Raw genomic sequence first — 16029 nt, forward strand, 5'->3', positions numbered from 1 at the left:
GTGCCGAAGCCGGAGAAGGCCAGGCCCATGATCCACAGGTCGGCGCCGATGCCGGGCGAACGGACCGCGTCCGACAGCGGCGAATAGGCGAACCAGCCGAAGTCGGCCGCGCCTTCCGGAGTCAGAAAGCCGCCCACCGCGATGAGCGAGCCGAACAGGTAGAGCCAGTAGGCGAACATGTTCAGCCGGGGGAAGGCCACGTCCGGCGCGCCGATCTGGAGCGGCATGATCCAGTTCGTGAAGCCGGCGAACAGCGGCGTCGCGAACATCAGCAGCATGATCGTGCCGTGCATCGTGAACGCCTGGTTGAACTGCTCGTTCGACATGATCTGCAGACCGGGCCGGGCGAGCTCGGCGCGCATGAACAGCGCCATCACCCCGCCCAGGCAGAAAAAGGCGAACGACGTGACCAGATACAGCGTGCCGATGGTCTTGTGATCCGTGGTGGTCAGCCACTGGACGGCCTTGAAGTCTTTGATCCTCTTCACGCCCCGCCTGTGTCCGCACCCCACCCGCACGTCACACTCGACCGACGCGACGAGAATCACGGAAAGGGGTGTGACGATCCGGCCGGTGCCGGACACGAACGGAACATGAGCAACGACGAGACCTTCGCCGCTGCCTATCGCGAGCACTACTGGGCGGTCAGCCGCTATGTCGCGCGGCGACTGGACGGGCGTACGAGTGAGGTCGAGGAAGTGGTGGCGGAGGTGTTCACCGTGGCGTGGCGCCGCCGGGCCGACCTCCCGGCCGCCCCGCTGCCCTGGCTTTACGGCGTGGCACGCAACTGCCTGGCCAACGCGGTACGCGGCTACGGGCGCCGTCGGCGGCTGGTCGACCGGATGGGCAACGACGACGCCGCGCACGGGCGGCACATCGTGGACAGCCCCGACACGGAGGCGCCCGGCGCCTGGGTGCACGAGGCGCTGGCCCGGCTGTCCGCGGCCGACCAGGAGGTGCTGCGGCTGACGGCGTGGGAGGAACTCGGCGTCGACGAACTCGCGGTCGCCCTCGGCTGCGGCAGCCGGGCCGCCTCGATGCGGCTGCACCGCGCCCGCCGCCGGCTGAGAGCCGAGATAGACCGTGTGAGCCCGACGACCGTGCCCAAGGAACGAAGCCATGGCTGACGAACTCGAACTGCTGCGCCGAGCCAACCCGGAACCGGTCGACGGCCCGCACTACGGCGACGGCCCGCTGGACCACAACGCCGAACGGCTTCTCGGCCGGCTGCTGCACGAGCGCCCGGCAACTCCCCGCCGCCGCGCCCGGCTGGTCTGGGGCCTCGCTGCCTCGGCCGTCGTCGCCGCGCTCGTGTCGGCACTGCTGTTCACCGGCCAGACCACCGCCCCCGCGGCCGCCGCGCCCCGCCCGCTGGTCGTGCGGGCCGACTCCACGCCCGTATCCATGGCACGGCTCGCCGAGCGTGCCGAACAGGCGGCGTCGGCGGACTCACCCGAGCTGCGCAAGGGCACGCATGTGCAGTCGTGGAGCCTCGCCATGAGCGACCAGGATCCGCCGATCACCCTGCCGCGGGAGACGATCGTGCGCTGGAACGCCGACGACAGCCACACGGAGCTCGTCGTGGCGACCGACCCGCGCCACCCGGGCCGACCCGTGCTCACCGACGAGGACGGCGCACCCCGCCTGGTCGACGACGGCCATGTCCTGAGCAGGCAGACCTACCCGCCGAGTTGGAGCGACGCCCCGCCCGAGTCCCCGCCACCGCACGAGCCCGAGGCATTGCACGACTATCTGGAGGAGGCCGAGCGCGCCTTCCTCGCGGACCACTCCAAGCCCCTGTCCACCGCCGAACTCCTCGACGCCGCCAAGATCCTGCTCGACAACTGGACCCTCGGCCCCCGCGAGTCCGCCGCGCTGGCCCGGCTCCTTGCGGGCGCCGAGGGACTGCGGCCGGTCGGTCAGGTCACGGACCGGCTGGGCCGGCGCGGACAGGCGTACGTGTACGACGGTGCCGGCAGCCGCCGCATGCTGATCATGAACCCGGTCGACGGTTCCGTCCTGGGGCTGGAGCTGACCTTCACCCGGGACGACCCCCCGTTCGGCGTGAAAGCCGGTGACGTGATGACATACAGCGCCTGGATGCGCTGAGTGGGGTCAGCTGCCGTGGCCGGGCCGACCGCGAGGCCGACCGCGACAGGGCGCCGGACACCAGCCGGCCCGCCACGGCGATCGGCCAGGCCCGCCGGGGCCGGACCGGACGGGTCCGGCCCGCTGCCGCACGTGCCCTGAAGGTCCAGGTCAGCCGGGCCGAGACCTGGACCTTCGGCCACGTCCTCCCTACTCGTCCCATGCCTCGATGATGATCTGCTCGGAGATCTTCCCGTCGCGCAGCGTGATCATCGACTCCGACATCACCCGCACGCCGTCCGCGTACTCGCACGACTCGCTGTAGGCCGCGCGGTCGCCCTGGACCACGCATCCCTCCAGCTTGTGCGTCATGTCGCGGCTGTAGACGTCGGTGAGCATCTCGGCGATCTGGTTCCGGCCGCTGACCACCTTCGGATGGCTCGGCTGCGCGTTGCGGTTCACTACGCGGATCTCCGCGTCGTCCGTGTACAGCGAAAGAAGACTGTCCGGGCTGTGCCCTTCTACGGCCCGGCGCAGTGTGTCGGTGTCGAATGACGGGGTTGCGGTGGTGCCCATGGTGACCTCCTCCGAGGCCCGCGGCAGGACGAGGGGCGGCCGCGAGTGCCTCACCTCTGAGAGTCCTCCGCGGCGCGTGCCTCGGCAAGCGCTGTCGATGCGCTCGGCCTGATGGGTGAGGGACGCCGGCCGGCCGTGTCCGGCGGCAGGCCGACGGCGTTGCGATAGGCATGATCTCAACACGACGTATCGCCACAGCCGTTGGTCTCGCGGCCGGCCTCACCGGCCTCGCCGCTCCGCTGGCGAACGCGGCCCCGTTGGACCCCCCGAACGCCGGCATGCTCAACCCGGTGACCACCCTCGACTCCCTGGCCGCCACCGGCGTGCCCGCGGACCGCAGGGCCAAGGTGCCCCGGCCCTCCGAGCAGCTGGCCCGCCTCGACCAGCTCAAGGAGCTGAGCCGGGCGCAGCGGCCGCAGCAGTTCAGGCCGGTCGACACCCCGGTGACCAGGATGCTGCCGCCCCTCGACGTCTGAGGTGCCGCACACCCGCACGCATCAGGGCCGCCCGTGCACCGGGCGGCCCTTCGCGTGTGCCGAGAGTCACGAGCCGTCTACGCAGTGGCGTCCAGGAAGTGGAAGCCGGGCCTCGGGTGCATCAGGAAGTCGTGGTGCGAGATGTTCCACGCATACGCCCCGGCCAGCGCGAACGCCACCCGGTCCCCGGCCCGCAGCGCGGCCGCCGGCACCCTGCGGGCGAGTACGTCCTTCGGGGTGCACAGCTGACCGGCCAGGGTGATCCGCTCGCTCTCGGCCGCCGGACGCGGCCACGGGTGCGGCCAGGCGTCCACCGGCAGGACGGAACAGGGCTGGTCATGCCCCTTGGTCGCGGGGGTCCGCAGATGATGTGTGCCGCCGCGGACCACGGCGAACTCCTCGCCGTGGCTGTGCTTCACGTCCAGCACCTCGGTGGCGTACCAGCCGCAGTACGCCGTGAGCGCCCGGCCCGGCTCGATGCGCAGGGTCAGCCGCGGATGCCGCTCGGTGAGCCGCGCGAGCCCGGTCCCGTAGGCGGCCCAGTCGAAGCGGCGCTCGGGGTCGCCGTAGTCGACGTACATGCCGCCGCCGACGTTCACCTCTCCGAGCCGGACCCCGAGGCCCGTCGCCCACGAGACGACGGACCCGGCCACCGCCACCTGCTCCGCCGCCTCCAGGCCGCTCGCCAAGTGGGCGTGGACGCCGCGCAGTTCGAGCTGCGGGAACGCGCCGTCGGCCAGCTGCCGGATCATCGGCTCGGCCCGCGCCGGGTCCATGCCGAAGGGGGTCGGCCGGCCGCCCATCGAGAGCGAACTGCCCGCCAACAAGTCGTCGGCCATGGGCAGATTGACGCGCGGCAGAACCGCCACCCGCCGCCCCGGCGCCACCCGTCGCGCAAGCCCGGCCAGCATCAGCAACTCGTGCCGGCTCTCCACGTGAAAGCGCTCGACTCCCTGCTCCAGCGCGGCGATGATCTCGTCCGGTGTCTTGCCGGGACCGCCGAAGGCGAGCGGGCGTCCGGCAACTGCCTTGCCGACATGGGCGAGTTCGCCGCCCGAGGCCACCTCGTAGCCGTCCACGTACGGTCCGAGCGCGGTGAGGATCTCCGGCTCCGGGTTGGCCTTGGCGGCGTAGTACAGCTCCACCTGCTCGGGAAGGGCGCCCCGAACGGTGGCCGCGTGGATGCGCAGTGCCCCCAAGTCGTAGATATACGCGGGGAGTTCCGCCGAGGACAGGGACAGCACACGGTCCCGGACCGCGGGCGTGGGCCGTGTCATCGGGAGGTGCTCCCGGTCGTGTCGCGCAGGACGTCCTCGGCCAGCGGGGACGGCAGCCGGACGTAGCCCGCTTCCCGGTCGGCCTTGCGTTCCCAGCGGGTGAGCAGGTTGGCCTTGGCGGGCAGCGGCACCCCGGCGAGGAGCGCGGCCAGCCGGGGCGGGCAGCCGTGATCGTCGGCATACGCCCGCAGCGTGTCGCGCACCCGGGCCCACAGCTCGGCCTCCGCCGGCGGGTGCAGGTCGGCGAGGGCGGCGAGCAGTTCGGCGACATGGTTGACCAGCAGGCAGTAGACGACGCGGTCCCAGCCGCGTTGAGCGTCGTACGTCATCGGCCCCGCTACCTCGGACGGCAGCGCGGCGAGGGTGTCCTCGTGGTGGTCCGGGACCAGCTTGGTGCCCTCCAGGTCGCGGAAGAGCACCTGGGCGGGTCGGCCGTCGCCGTCGACGCAGATCAGGACGTTCTGCAGGTGGGGCTCCAGGACCAGGCCGTGGTCGAAGTAGGCGGACAGGACCGGCGGGACGAGGAGCTGGAGATACGCCGACCACCAGTCGAGGGCCGCCCGTTCGCCGGAGCCGGTGAGGAGTCGGGAGATGTGTGCGCCGCCGGTCGGGTACTCGTCGGCGACGGCCGCCGCGAGCAGGGGAGTGGTGCCAGGGGCGAGCCGGTCCGGCAGGCCCTCGCGGACGATCACACCGAAGCCCTCCAGCAGCGCGCGGTCCGGTGTGCCGTCGGGGCCGGGCAGGGCGAGCGTGCGATAGGCGGGCTCACGGAGCATGTCGCTACCCGGAAAACGCTCGGTGATGTCGGCGAACGCCGGCGCCATGGCCCGGGTGAGGGCTACGGCACCGGACAGCTCGTAACTGCTGTTCTTGCGCAGGCAGTTGGTGATGCGCACATTCAGACTGAACTTCAGGAACGTCTTCCCGTCGTACAGCGTGCGCACCGACGCGGTGGCCGCGAACGGCGCACCGCCGAGCCCCAGGTCCAGGACGTCGCCGCGCTCCAGGGCGATGCGCAGCAGCGGATGCTCGCGCAGCGTCTCGAACTGCCAGGGGTGGGCGGGCAGCAGCCGGTAGCCGTCGGGGACGTCCGGGCGTTGGGCGTCGAGCGGTGCGAGGGACGCGGGGTCGGTGTACTCCTCGGCGATCAGAGGGCTGCGCACGGCCAGGTGCCGCAGCTGGAAGGACGCGCCGGTCTCGGGGGCGTAGGCGGACCAGGCGCGCGGGTCGCCGGTGCGGGCCTTCGGGGTGGGGTGGAAGCGGTGGCCGAAGAGGAGGGACTGCTCGGAGGCCAGGTAGGCGGAGAGCCGGTCCTGCGGGTCGTGGACCGGCCGCGTGGCGGCGAGCGCCGTCGCGACGGCCCCGTGGCTGGAGGCGATCTGCTCCAGGAACTCCTCGTTGCGCAGACCCGTCCGCAGCCACAGTTCGTCGTGCGTGTACTCGGCCAGCCGGCGCCAGTCCAGCTCCGTCCACACGCTGCCCCGCTGCTCGCTCACCGGCCCGGTGAACCGGTGCGCGCCGAGCAGCGATGTACGGCGCAGGGCGACGCGCAGCAGGACGCCGCGGCGCGGCAGCCGCAGCAGCAGCCGGCCGTCGGTGACGACGCTCTGGTGCTCGGGTCCGGAGACCTCGCGCAGCAGACAGTTGAGGAGTGTGTGGGCCACGACCTCGTCGGCGGCGGGCAGCCGGGGGCAGTCGACCGGGGCGGTGCCCTGCTCGGGGAGCGTGTCGGTCAGGAAGGGCATCAGCGGCTCCAGCGGATGGGCGGGTGCGGGGTGGACAGGAGAGCGGGAAGGGAGGAGCGGCAGGCTCGGTGGCTCATGCCGAACCACCGGGCGGCAGCAGGTAGTTGGGCCCGCTGGTGTAGTGCTTGTTGATGTCGGCCGCGCCCGAGCGTTCCTTGGACAGCAGGGTCCCGGCCGTCACCATCGCCTTCACGGGAAGCTCCGGCGCGTGCAGGACTCGCGCGCGCAGGACGTCCGCCGCGTCGCCGCCGAGCCGGTCGACGGACTCCGTCAGCCGGGTCCGTACGAGGTCGAGGAGCGCGCGGCGGTGCCGGGGGAGCCCGAAGGCGTACGCGCCTGCGCACAGGTGCACGGTGATCGTGGTGAACAGGTCGGCGACCGGCCCGTCGTCCGTGCCGAGGATCCGCTCGTCATTGAAGGGCCACGGGCCAGGGAGCGCGGCGTGCAGCCGCTCGGTGTTGATTCGGGGCCCGTCGTTGTCCTTGAACAGCAGACGTGGACCGTCGGACCTCAGCACCAGCGAGACGTTCTGCTGGTGGGACTCCAGGGCGACACCGTATCCGAACAGCGTGGTCTGCCAGTCGAACAGCAAGGTGATGACCGAATCCAGCAGGGCCAGGGGGTCACCGCCCTGGAAGCGGTCGGCGAGATGGTCCAGCACCAGCCGTCCGTCGGGGGCGTCCGCGAGAAGCGCCGCCATCGGCACGACCACGGCGTCGTCGAGACCGGCCGGGTAGCGGCGGCACAGTACGGCGAGCAGCTCGTTCCCGGCGTGGGCGTACGTCGTCTCGTCGGCGTGGAGAATCACGTCCCGGAACCGTGGCTCGCGGTCGATCACCGCCTCCACCAGCCGCTGCCCGACGGCGCCGTCGACCAGCGTGCCCGGCTTGACGGTCCGCTTGTTGCGCAGGCCCAACGTGGCCGTGGCGAGGGGGAGTTTGAGGTGCACGGACGGATCGGCGACCGTCGCCACGGTGCGCATGGACAGCGTCGGCACGACCTCCAGGTGGGCCCGCTCGACGAGCACCGCACCGTCCGGGAGACCGGCGGCGCGCAGGGCGTCCAAGGTCAGCGGATGCACGGGCAGCAGCACATGGGTGCCGTGCGGGTCCGCCGGCCCGAGGCCCGCGGGCGTGGGCCAGAACTCCGGCAGGGTGCCGGAGACGGTGACGGTCTCGCGCGGCACGGCGACCCAACGCAGCGGGAATCGAGGCTGTAACTCCGGTGCGTACGAAAGCAGATGCTTCTCACCCAGCCCCGAGCGGCCGCGTGCCGTCGGATAGACGGGATGGTCGAGCCGGGCCGCGAGCGTGTCGTACGCCAGGCTCCCGCCGAGACCCGTCCCGAAGCTCAGCCGCTCCATCACCTCATGCCGCGTCGCCGCGTGCAGCCGCATCGTCGCCAGCGTCTGACGGCACTCCTCGGCGAAGGCGTCGAAGCCGTCCCGGTCCTCGGGCTCGGCGAGCACACGCAGAGCGCCGAGCACGCTGTCGCACGACGCCAGTTCGGCGCCGTTCGACTCGCGCACGAGCAGCGGCAACCGGGCGGCGAAGGCGCCCTGGTAGCCGTCCTCGGTGACGGGCAGCAACAGCGCGTCGCCCGGCACCGGCAGCCGCACCCAGTTCCCGTCCGGCCGCCGCACCGGTGTGCCCCGGCTGCGCAGCCCGACCACGTCTTCGCGGAGCAGTGCGCCGAGGACCCGGGTGAGCAGCTCCGCCTCGCAGGTGTCCGTGGTGGTGGTCGGCGTGGTCACGGCTGGATCTCCCAGCGCAGCCCGGCCAGGAAGCCCGCCACGGCCCGGTCCACGGCCGGCTGGTCGGTGCCGGTGGCGCGCAGGACGCCGAGGTAGTCACGATTGGTGCGGTACAGCTCGTGCCGTTCACCGACCGCACGCAACGGACGGTACGTCAGATGTACGCCGCCCAGCGCCAGTTCGGTGGCGGAGGGAGCGTCGACGAGGGTTCCGGCGCGGTCGGCGCACGGGTACTCCAGACGGGCGGCGCCGTCCCGGCGGGCGCCGAGGTCGGCCGGCAGGGGCTCGCCCAGGTGGGTGCGCAGGATATCTGCGAAGAGCGGGATCTCCAGCAGGCGGGCCAGCAGCAGGTCGCACTGGTCGCCGATGGCACGGTAGTTGACCTCGATGATCCGCGCCCGCCCCTCGTGCACCACGAACTCGGTGTGGCAGGCCCCGAACCCGACGCCGAGCGTGTCCAGTTGCTCCAGGACCTGCGCGAGGACCGGCGCGGGATGGGCGGGGGCGAAGGTGAGGCGTTCCTCGACGAAGTACGGCGGTGGGGAGAGCTCGGTGCGGAAGCCGCCCAAGACATGGCGGACGTGCCCGTCGCCGAGGGTCTCCAGGGTGAACAGGTCGCCGGGGAGGTACTCCTCGACGACCAGGACGGTGCCCGGACGGCGCTCCAGGATCTCCTTGGCGTGTGTCACCAGTTCCTCCGGGCCCTCGATGAGGAGGACGTCCTCGCTGGCCACGCCCTCGCGCGGCTTGAGGACGCAGGGGTACGGCGCGTCGCCGGGCGCGACCGGCACGGTCAGCTCGGCCGACCACACGGTGTCCACGCAGGCCGCGGCGAGCCGGCGGCGCATCTCGGCCTTGTCCTTGCACCGCAGGGTGGCCCGCCAGTCCTTGCCGGGCAGGCCGAAGTAGGCGGCGGCCAGGGCGGCCTGGGTCTGGAGATGGTCGCTGTTGGTGAAGACGGCGTCGGGCCGGTGATGAGCCGAGACGCGACTGATCACCGCCCGGAAGTCACGTACATCGCACTCCAGGACCTCGATCTCCGGGTGAGCGCGGCGATGGGCCGCGGGCTGGTCGGTGAGGACCGTGACATCCAGGCCGAGCCGGGCCGCGGCGGGCAGAAAGCCCTCGGAGACGGCGTCGGTCGGGTTGAGAGCGAGCAGATACAGGCGCATGGCGATGAACTGACTTCCGCTGGCGGGTGGAGGGTCGCGGGCCGCGCCCGGAGAGGGATGGGCACACCGAGCGGTGCGCCTCGTCGAGTCGCGGTCACAAGCAGTGAGCTTAGGTTAGGCTTGCTTTATCTCTCAAAACGCCATCCTGTCGGTTCGGCGTTTCATGACGCTCGATCACTCGCAAGTGAACTACCTGGACTTCCCCGCTTGATCGTGAGTGTAAGGTAAGCCTTACCTATCTGACTCCGCATGGAAAACCCGCAGGGGAGCAACGATGTCCCTGGCCCCGACAGCCCCACCGGCCACCACGGTCGCGCATACGCTCGGTGACGTCTACATGAGGCTCACCGGCCTGTGCGACGTGCTTTCCGTGCGGGTCGTCCAACCCGGTGCGGACGATGCACGAGTGGGCGTGTCGGCGGCGGAACTGGTGAAGGACGGGGCCGTGCTCGATGCCTTCGTGGCCGCCGAGGAGACCCGGATTCACGATCGCTACGGGGTCGTTCCGCGCCGTCACGTCGCCGCCTCGCGCGCCCTGCACGACTACGCCTGGTCGGTGTCGCTCCTGATGAGCGGAGCCTGGTACCTCGAACGCCGGGTGCCGCGGATCCGGCCCGAGGACCTGCGACTGGACCTCGCCACGGCCGAGTTCACGGTCACACCCGGAAGCGACCTCGCCTGTCTGGCCGACGATCCGGCGGCGGCTCTGCCCGGCGTACTGACGGTTCCTCATGAAGAGGCTCTGCGCGCCGAGTTGAGGGCCGCGGTCGCCGATCACATGGCGCCGCTGCTGGACGCCATCGCCCCGGTCGCGCGCCGCGGCTCCCGCGCCCTGTGGGGCATGGTCTGCGACGACCTGGTCTCCGGCATCTGGTACCTCGGCCGCCTCCTGGGTGACGAGGACGAGGCCGTGCGCGCGGCCACCCGACTGCTGCCGTCCCCGGTGGCCCCGTACCCGAGCGGCGCCGACTTCCGGCACCTGACGACGGACGACGGCCGCCGCCACCCGACGCGCACCCGCGCCGGCTGCTGCATGTACTACACGATCCGCCCGGCGGAGGCGTGCACCACCTGCCCCCGCACCGACGACACGGAACGCCAACGCCGCCTCGAGGGCTGAAACGGCGTTACCGGCAGCGCCCCTAATAGGGGCGCGGGGAACTGCGCGACCAGCCACAACCCAACCCGCGGACGACCACGAACCGCCCCCGGCACCCCCGTAGTCGCGGCGAACCCGACTGCGCGCTACCCCGCCGTCGCCAGAAACTGCGTGGCCGCCAACTCCGCGTACAGCGGATCCGCGGCCACGAGTTCGCGATGCGTGCCCACCGCGCGCACCCGGCCCGCGTCCATCACCACGATCCGGTCGGCCATCGTCACCGTCGACAGCCGGTGCGCGACGACCAGCACCGTGGTCGTACGGGCGACATCGGCGACCGTGTCCCGCAGCGCCGCCTCGTTCACCGCGTCCAACTGCGACGTGGCCTCGTCGAGGAGCAGCAGCCGCGGCCGCCGCAGCAGGGCGCGGGCGATGGCCACGCGCTGGCGCTCGCCGCCCGACAGCTTGGTGCCACGGTGCCCGACCAGCGTCTCCAGACCGTCGGGCAGCCGCGCGACCAGACCGTCCAGCCGGGTCGTCTTCAGCACCCTCGTCACGGCGTCCTCGTCCGCCTCCGGGTTGCCGAGCAGCAGGTTGGCGCGCAGGGAACCCGACAGAACCGGCGCGTCCTGCTCCACGTACCCGATCGCCGAACGCAGCTGCACCAGCTCCCAGTCCGCCAGGGCCCGCCCGTCGAGCGTGATGGTCCCTTCCTCGGGGTCGTAGAACCGCTCGATGAGCGAGAACACCGTGGTCTTGCCCGCGCCCGACGGACCGACGAACGCCGTCATGCCCTGCGCGGGCACGGCGAACGTCACCCCGTGATGGACGTACGGCAGGTCCTCGGCGTACCGGAAGCGCACGTCCTCGAAGGCCAGCGTGGCGGGCTGCGCCCCGGCGGCCGGCAACGGCGCGGGCGGGGCGACCGGTTCGGCGGGCAGCCGCAGCGCCTCCTGGATCCTGGCGAGCGCGGCCGAGCCGGTCTGGTACTGGGTGATCGCGCCGACGACCTCCTGGATCGGCGACATCAGATAGAAGACGTACAGCAGGAACGCGACCAGCGTGCCGATGTCGATGGCGCCGGTCGCCACCCGTGCCCCACCGACCGCGAGCACCGTGATGAAGGCGATCTGCATGGCGAGCCCCGCCGTGTTGCCCGCCGCGGCCGCCCACTTGGCGGCTCGCACGCTCTGCCGCCAGGACTCCTCGGCGGCGTCGTGCAGCGTACGTTCCTCCCGGTGCTCGGCGCCCGACGCCTTCACCGTCCGCAGCGCGCCGAGGATCCGTTCCAGCGAGGCCCCCATCACCCCGACCGCGTCCTGCGCCTGGCGACTGGCCTTGTTGATGCGCGGCACGATGACGCCGAGGACCGTGCCGGCGGCCAGGATCACGGCGAGCGTGACCACGAGAAGCACCGGATCCACCAGGCCCATCATCACCACCGTCGCCACGAGCGTGAGCCCACCCGTGCCGAGGCCCACGAGCGAGTCGGTCGTGACCTCACGCAGCAGCGTGGTGTCCGAGGTGACGCGGGCCATCAGATCGCCGGGCTCGCTGCGGTCCACGGCGGTGATGCGCAACCGCAGCAGATACGACGACAGAGCGCGCCGCGCGCCGAGCACCACCGACTCCGCGGTGCGCCGCAGCACGTACGAACCCAGCGCGCCCAGCGCCGCGTTGGCCACCACAAGGCCGGACATGATCAGCAGCGCCCCGGTGATGGCCCGGTCGTGCGACAGGTCGTCGATCAGCTCCCGGGCGACCAGCGGAAGGAGCAGCCCGGTCGCGCCCGTGACCAGCGACAGCAGGGCGCCCACCAGGAGGGCCCACCGGTGGGGGCGTACATAGCCCAGAAGCAGCCGCCAAGTGGGCGGGGTGACTTGGGTGTCGGCGATGCTCACGGGGCTCCTCCGGAGTCGTACGGAGCATTCAGGCTACGTCGGCTCCCGCCCGCCGGGCCCGCGGGTTTCTCGTGGGCCAGGGCCGCCATCGCCCAGGGCAGTGGGGGACGTCCTCGGGGGACGGGACTGCCCGGGCGAGGGCGGGACCGCATGTGGTGGTGTGTGCCTACGCGCGCTGGGCCAGGGCGGCCAGGGTGGTGTCGAGTTCGGCGGGGCGCGGGCGGTTGTGCGGCAGCTTCGAGAGCATCGCGGCCATCCCGCAGGTGTTGGTGAGCGCCGAGAAGACCAGACCGCCCGCGATACCGGCCGACAGCAACTGCCAGGCCGGGTGCAGCAGTCCGAGCCCCAAACCGACCAGGACGATCGCGCCCGCGGTGAACCGGACCTGCCGTTCCATGGACCATGTGCGGCGCCCGCCGGACGCGGGACGGTCGAGCTGGTGCCCGCTCGCCGCCCAGCCCTGAGTGCCGCCGGTCAGGGTCAAGGCCGCGATGCCGTGCTCGGCGAGGAGCCGGCAGGCGTTCTCGGAGCGGGCTCCGGAGGCGCAGACGACCAGCAGCTCGCCGTAGTGCCGGCGCAGCGCGGGCAGGGCGCGGTCGAGCCGGTCCAGGGGGACGTTCAGAGCGCCCGGCAGATGACCGGAGGCGTACTCGCCGGGGGTGCGGACGTCGATGACGGTCAGACCGGGCAGCTGTGTGCGGGCCGCGTCGACGTCGAGGGCGCGCGGGTCGAGGGGAGAAGTCATGGGGAGTGAGATCCTTTCAGAGGAGGGGTAAAATACCCCCAAGGGTATGTAGAGGAGTGATCGTGGAGCTTCAGTTCGAGGGCGATGACCTCAAGTCGGTGCTGAACCGGCTGCGCCGGGCACAGGGGCAGATCTCCGGAGTGATCAAGATGATCGAGGAGGGCCGCGACTGCGAGGACGTGGTCACCCAGCTCGCCGCCGCCTCGCGCGCCCTGGACCGGGCCGGCTTCGCGATCATCGCGACCGGGTTGCAGCAGTGCCTCACCGACACCGAGAAGGGGCGCGCCGACGGCGAGACGACGGAGCAGATGAAGGCCCGTCTGGAGAAGCTCTTCCTGTCCCTGGCGTAGCCACGGGCCGTACTCGGGTCATACGACGGCGTCCACCAGCATGAAGGCGGCCACCGCCAGCAGAGCCCAGGCGAACAGCTGTCGCAGCCGGTCGCCGGAGACTTTCCCGGCGAGGCGCTTGCCGTCCCACGCGCCCAGCACGGCGGCCGCCGCGAACGGGGCCACGGCGGCCCAGTCGATCCGCGCCTCCGTGCCGGCCCGCGCCACCAGGGCGACCAGCGAGTTGACGGTGATCACCAGCAGACTGGTCCCCACGGCGGCCCGCATCCGCAGCCCTACGACATTCACCAGCGCCGGTACGGCGAGGAAACCGCCGCCGACCCCCAGCACACCGGTCACCGCGCCGAGTCCCGCTCCGGCCCGGACGACCTGCCAGGACCGCACCGGCACATCCTCGTGCCGTACGGACGCCGACGGGCGCAGCATGCGCAGCGCGGCGACAGCGGCGATCACCGCGAACGCTCCGGTGAGCAGCCAGGGTGGCAGCCACCCGGACACCACGCCGCCGATCGCCGCCGGGACCAGCCCCGCCGCCGCGAACAGCGCCCCGCCCCGCCAGCGCACGGTGCCCGCTCGGGCGTGCGCGCCGAGCGCGGTGGCAGAGGTGACGCCCACCACGAGCAGGCTCGCGGTGGCCGCGGCGGCCGGACTGAAGTCGAGCAGATAGATCAGCGCCGGCACCGCCAGCACGCTGCCGCCCCCACCGAGCGCTCCGAGCGCGAGCCCGGTCGCGCCTCCGGCGAGCAGCCCGAGGAGCAGGGTGGTCACGAGGGGGCTCCCGGAGTGAGAGCCGGCATGCGGGGTGCGTTCGCGCGACCCGCTGGGACCGGCCCGGGCGTGACCACGCGACTCGCCCGGATCCGTCGTGACGTGTGCTGGGCGCTCCCTGGCCGGGCGCGACCGACGGCTCGGGCCGCGGGAGGGCGATACGACCCACGGCTCGGGCTCCCGGGCTGGTGGCCGGGAGCGGGCGCCATGCGACGACGGCCGTCGATCCGGACCTCACTCCCCACCGGACCGCCCCGACTCCGCCACCGCGGACACGTGCGTCTCGGCCACCACCGGAAGTCCGGCCTCTGCCCACGCGCGCATCCCTCCGACCACGTCCACGACCTCCGCACCGCGCGCGGAGAGCAGGGCCGCCGCCTCGCGGGAGCGCTTGCCGGAGCGGCAGATGGCCACGACCGGGCGGGACCGCGCGGACTCGGGCAGCGGCTCGCCGGCGGCCAGGGCGGACAGGGGAGCGAGGACGGCGCCGGGGGCGTGGCACTCGGCCCACTCCGGTGCCTCGCGGACGTCCACGAGGACCGCGCCCGCGTCCGTCCGCTCCCGCGCCTCGGCCGGCGTCACGCGGGCCATGGGCAGCCCGGCCGCGCGGGCGGAGTCGAAGGAGTCGTCGACGGCGACGACCTCACGGCCCGCCGCGTCGAGCAGCGAGGCGGCGATACCGGCGCGCATACCGCCGGCGCAGTGCACCCACACGGCGCCGTCCGGTATCTCGGAGAGACGGCCGCGCAGCTCGTGCACCGGAATGTGTATCGAGCCCTTGATGTGGCCGGCCTGACGCTCCGAGTCGCGGCGTACGTCCAGCGTGATCACGTCGTCCTGGGCCGCCAGGTCGGCGAAGGTGCCCCGGGGGAAGGAGCGCGGGCGCTCGCCGGGTCGTACCCAGTCCGCCGGGGAACCGGTGGCCGCCGCGGCGGGCCGGTCGATGCCGACGCGGACCAGTTCGCGCTGGGCGTCGGCGAGTTGGGCGGGTGTCTCGGCGAGCAGCGTCACCGGCTTGCCCCAGGGCAGCAGCCAGGCCAGATAGGTGGCCAGCTGCCCCTCGGCCTCGAAGTTGACCGACCCGGCGACATGGCCCTCGGCGAAGGCGACCCGGTGACGCAAATCCACGACCCACTCCCCGGCAGCCAGCCGCGCCGCGATCTCCTCGGCGTCGGCCTGGCGGGGCGGCGTCAGATCCACAGGAGCCGGGCCCAGTGTGTTGGCGGGCCCCATGTGTGCGTAGTACGCCGGTACGTCGTCGAGTGCGGCGAGCAGCTCGGCGACGAAGGTGTCGACATCCTTGATCAGGGCGTCGTTGGCCTGCCGCTCACGCCCGATGGTCGTCGCCGTCCCACCGGCCGACCGGCCGGCCGAACAGAAACTGCCGAAGCCGTGTGTGGGCAGGACCTGCGTCTCGTCGGGCAGCTCGGCCGCCAGCCGGTGCGCGGAGTCGTACTGCGCCCGCGCGAGCCCGTCGGTCAGCCCGGGCTCGACCAGGTCGGGCCGCCCCACGGTGCCGATCAGCAGGGAGCCGCCCGTGAAGACGGCCACGGCCCGCCCGGCCTGCTCCAGTACGTACGAGGTGTGGTGCGGGGTGTGCCCGGGGGTGGCAAGGGCGCGCAGCACGAGGCCGTCCTCGATCGGCGTACGGTCCCCGTCGGCGACCGGCACGCGCGCGTAGGCGACCCGAGCCGCGGCAGGCACGAGATAGGCGGCACCCGTGAGACGTGCCAGCTCCAGGCCGCCTGTCACGTAGTCGTTGTGGACGTGGGTCTCCACCACATGTGTGATGCGCACACCCCGCCGTGCGGCGGCCGTGATCACCCGGTCGATGTCCCTCGGCGGGTCGACCACCACGGCGCTGTTCGCGCCGCCCGCCAGATAGCCGCGGTTGCCGAGTCCCGGCACCTCGATGGTGTCGACGAAGTACACGGCAGCACTCCTCTCCTGTCCTGGTGAAGCCCGTGCCCACCCCGTCGGGAGATTTACCCCCGGGGGTATGCATCCCACAGTAGCAGGGTACCCCTGGGGGTATTCGAGGGGCGGTGGCCGGAAGCACATACGAGGACCGCGGCTCCG

Annotated in this window: 15 protein-coding genes; 5 read left to right on the forward strand and 10 right to left on the reverse strand. The window is 72.3% G+C overall.

Going from position 1 to position 16029, the window contains the following annotated elements; all coding sequences use genetic code 11:
- A partial coding sequence (locus ACFPQ9_RS40450; protein ID WP_380864981.1) for a cbb3-type cytochrome c oxidase subunit I occupies positions 1–488 on the reverse strand: 488 nt, incomplete at its 3' end.
- Positions 489–593: 105 nt separating this feature from the next.
- On the opposite strand from ACFPQ9_RS40450, the gene ACFPQ9_RS40455 reads away from it, so the two are divergent.
- The gene (locus tag ACFPQ9_RS40455; RefSeq protein WP_380864589.1) at positions 594–1127 is read left to right on the forward strand and encodes an RNA polymerase sigma factor; all 534 of its coding nucleotides are present in this window, start codon (positions 594–596) and stop codon (positions 1125–1127) included.
- Positions 1120–2109 carry a CU044_5270 family protein gene (locus ACFPQ9_RS40460; RefSeq protein WP_380864591.1) on the forward strand — a complete coding sequence of 330 codons (990 nt, stop codon included), beginning with the start codon at positions 1120–1122 and terminating at the stop codon, positions 2107–2109. Before ACFPQ9_RS40455 ends, ACFPQ9_RS40460 begins: the two co-directional genes overlap by 8 nt.
- 189 nt (positions 2110–2298) lie before the next feature.
- Here ACFPQ9_RS40460 and ACFPQ9_RS40465 read toward each other — a convergent pair whose 3' ends face one another.
- Entirely contained in the window at positions 2299–2664 is a 366-nt protein-coding gene (locus ACFPQ9_RS40465; protein WP_380864593.1) for a nuclear transport factor 2 family protein, read from the reverse strand.
- Between the two features lie 170 nt (positions 2665–2834).
- On the opposite strand from ACFPQ9_RS40465, the gene ACFPQ9_RS40470 reads away from it, so the two are divergent.
- Positions 2835–3140 (forward strand): hypothetical protein, encoded by a 306-nt coding sequence (locus ACFPQ9_RS40470; RefSeq protein ID WP_380864595.1) that lies wholly within the window; start codon positions 2835–2837, stop codon positions 3138–3140.
- A 77-nt stretch (positions 3141–3217) separates the two neighbouring features.
- On the opposite strand, the gene ACFPQ9_RS40475 is transcribed toward ACFPQ9_RS40470, so the two are convergent.
- The 4 genes from ACFPQ9_RS40475 to ACFPQ9_RS40490 form a co-directional block, all read right to left on the reverse strand.
- Positions 3218–4417 (reverse strand): type III PLP-dependent enzyme, encoded by a 1200-nt coding sequence (locus ACFPQ9_RS40475; RefSeq protein WP_380864597.1) that lies wholly within the window; start codon positions 4415–4417, stop codon positions 3218–3220.
- Positions 4414–6162, reverse strand: a complete 1749-nt coding sequence (locus ACFPQ9_RS40480) for an IucA/IucC family protein (RefSeq protein ID WP_380864599.1) — start codon at positions 6160–6162, stop codon at positions 4414–4416. The genes ACFPQ9_RS40475 and ACFPQ9_RS40480 overlap by 4 nt, the downstream gene beginning before the upstream one ends.
- A 73-nt stretch (positions 6163–6235) precedes the next feature.
- Positions 6236–7915 (reverse strand): IucA/IucC family protein, encoded by a 1680-nt coding sequence (locus ACFPQ9_RS40485; protein WP_380864601.1) that lies wholly within the window; start codon positions 7913–7915, stop codon positions 6236–6238.
- Positions 7912–9087: an ATP-grasp domain-containing protein gene (locus tag ACFPQ9_RS40490; protein WP_380864602.1), complete on the reverse strand. Its 1176-nt coding sequence runs from the start codon at positions 9085–9087 to the stop codon at positions 7912–7914. Before ACFPQ9_RS40490 ends, ACFPQ9_RS40485 begins: the two co-directional genes overlap by 4 nt.
- 274 nt (positions 9088–9361) lie before the next feature.
- Between ACFPQ9_RS40490 and ACFPQ9_RS40495 the strand changes: the two genes are divergently transcribed.
- Entirely contained in the window at positions 9362–10207 is an 846-nt protein-coding gene (locus ACFPQ9_RS40495) for a (2Fe-2S)-binding protein (RefSeq protein ID WP_380864604.1), read from the forward strand.
- Positions 10208–10332: 125 nt separating this feature from the next.
- Here the strand turns inward: ACFPQ9_RS40495 and ACFPQ9_RS40500 are convergent, their stop codons facing one another.
- Complete coding sequence (locus ACFPQ9_RS40500) at positions 10333–12087, reverse strand: ABC transporter ATP-binding protein (RefSeq protein WP_380864606.1); 1755 nt, start codon at positions 12085–12087, stop codon at positions 10333–10335.
- Positions 12088–12253: 166 nt separating this feature from the next.
- Positions 12254–12832 (reverse strand): rhodanese-like domain-containing protein, encoded by a 579-nt coding sequence (locus ACFPQ9_RS40505; protein WP_380864608.1) that lies wholly within the window; start codon positions 12830–12832, stop codon positions 12254–12256.
- Positions 12833–12894: 62 nt separating this feature from the next.
- On the opposite strand from ACFPQ9_RS40505, the gene ACFPQ9_RS40510 reads away from it, so the two are divergent.
- Positions 12895–13182: a metal-sensitive transcriptional regulator gene (locus ACFPQ9_RS40510; protein ID WP_030960363.1), complete on the forward strand. Its 288-nt coding sequence runs from the start codon at positions 12895–12897 to the stop codon at positions 13180–13182.
- Between the two features lie 18 nt (positions 13183–13200).
- Here the strand turns inward: ACFPQ9_RS40510 and ACFPQ9_RS40515 are convergent, their stop codons facing one another.
- Entirely contained in the window at positions 13201–13950 is a 750-nt protein-coding gene (locus ACFPQ9_RS40515; RefSeq protein ID WP_380864610.1) for a sulfite exporter TauE/SafE family protein, read from the reverse strand.
- Between the two features lie 234 nt (positions 13951–14184).
- The gene (locus tag ACFPQ9_RS40520; protein ID WP_380864611.1) at positions 14185–15882 is read right to left on the reverse strand and encodes an MBL fold metallo-hydrolase; all 1698 of its coding nucleotides are present in this window, start codon (positions 15880–15882) and stop codon (positions 14185–14187) included.
- Between the last annotated feature and the right edge of the window lie 147 nt (positions 15883–16029).

Source organism: Streptomyces coerulescens (assembly GCF_042657965.1).
In the GTDB taxonomy this organism is placed as follows: Bacteria; Actinomycetota; Actinomycetes; order Streptomycetales; family Streptomycetaceae; genus Streptomyces; species Streptomyces coerulescens.

What these genes read in the sequence shown, in the direction of transcription:
- ACFPQ9_RS40490 (WP_380864602.1), bottom strand. Translation starts at nt 9,087, where the DNA reads ATGCGCCTGTATCTGCTCGCTCTCAACCCGACCGACGCCGTCTCCGAG.
- ACFPQ9_RS40505 (WP_380864608.1), bottom strand. Translation starts at nt 12,832, where the DNA reads ATGACTTCTCCCCTCGACCCGCGCGCCCTCGACGTCGACGCGGCCCGC.
- ACFPQ9_RS40465 (WP_380864593.1), bottom strand. Translation starts at nt 2,664, where the DNA reads ATGGGCACCACCGCAACCCCGTCATTCGACACCGACACACTGCGCCGG.
- ACFPQ9_RS40480 (WP_380864599.1), bottom strand. Translation starts at nt 6,162, where the DNA reads ATGCCCTTCCTGACCGACACGCTCCCCGAGCAGGGCACCGCCCCGGTC.
- ACFPQ9_RS40455 (WP_380864589.1), top strand. Translation starts at nt 594, where the DNA reads ATGAGCAACGACGAGACCTTCGCCGCTGCCTATCGCGAGCACTACTGG.
- ACFPQ9_RS40460 (WP_380864591.1), top strand. Translation starts at nt 1,120, where the DNA reads ATGGCTGACGAACTCGAACTGCTGCGCCGAGCCAACCCGGAACCGGTC.
- ACFPQ9_RS40470 (WP_380864595.1), top strand. Translation starts at nt 2,835, where the DNA reads ATGATCTCAACACGACGTATCGCCACAGCCGTTGGTCTCGCGGCCGGC.
- ACFPQ9_RS40475 (WP_380864597.1), bottom strand. Translation starts at nt 4,417, where the DNA reads ATGACACGGCCCACGCCCGCGGTCCGGGACCGTGTGCTGTCCCTGTCC.
- ACFPQ9_RS40495 (WP_380864604.1), top strand. Translation starts at nt 9,362, where the DNA reads ATGTCCCTGGCCCCGACAGCCCCACCGGCCACCACGGTCGCGCATACG.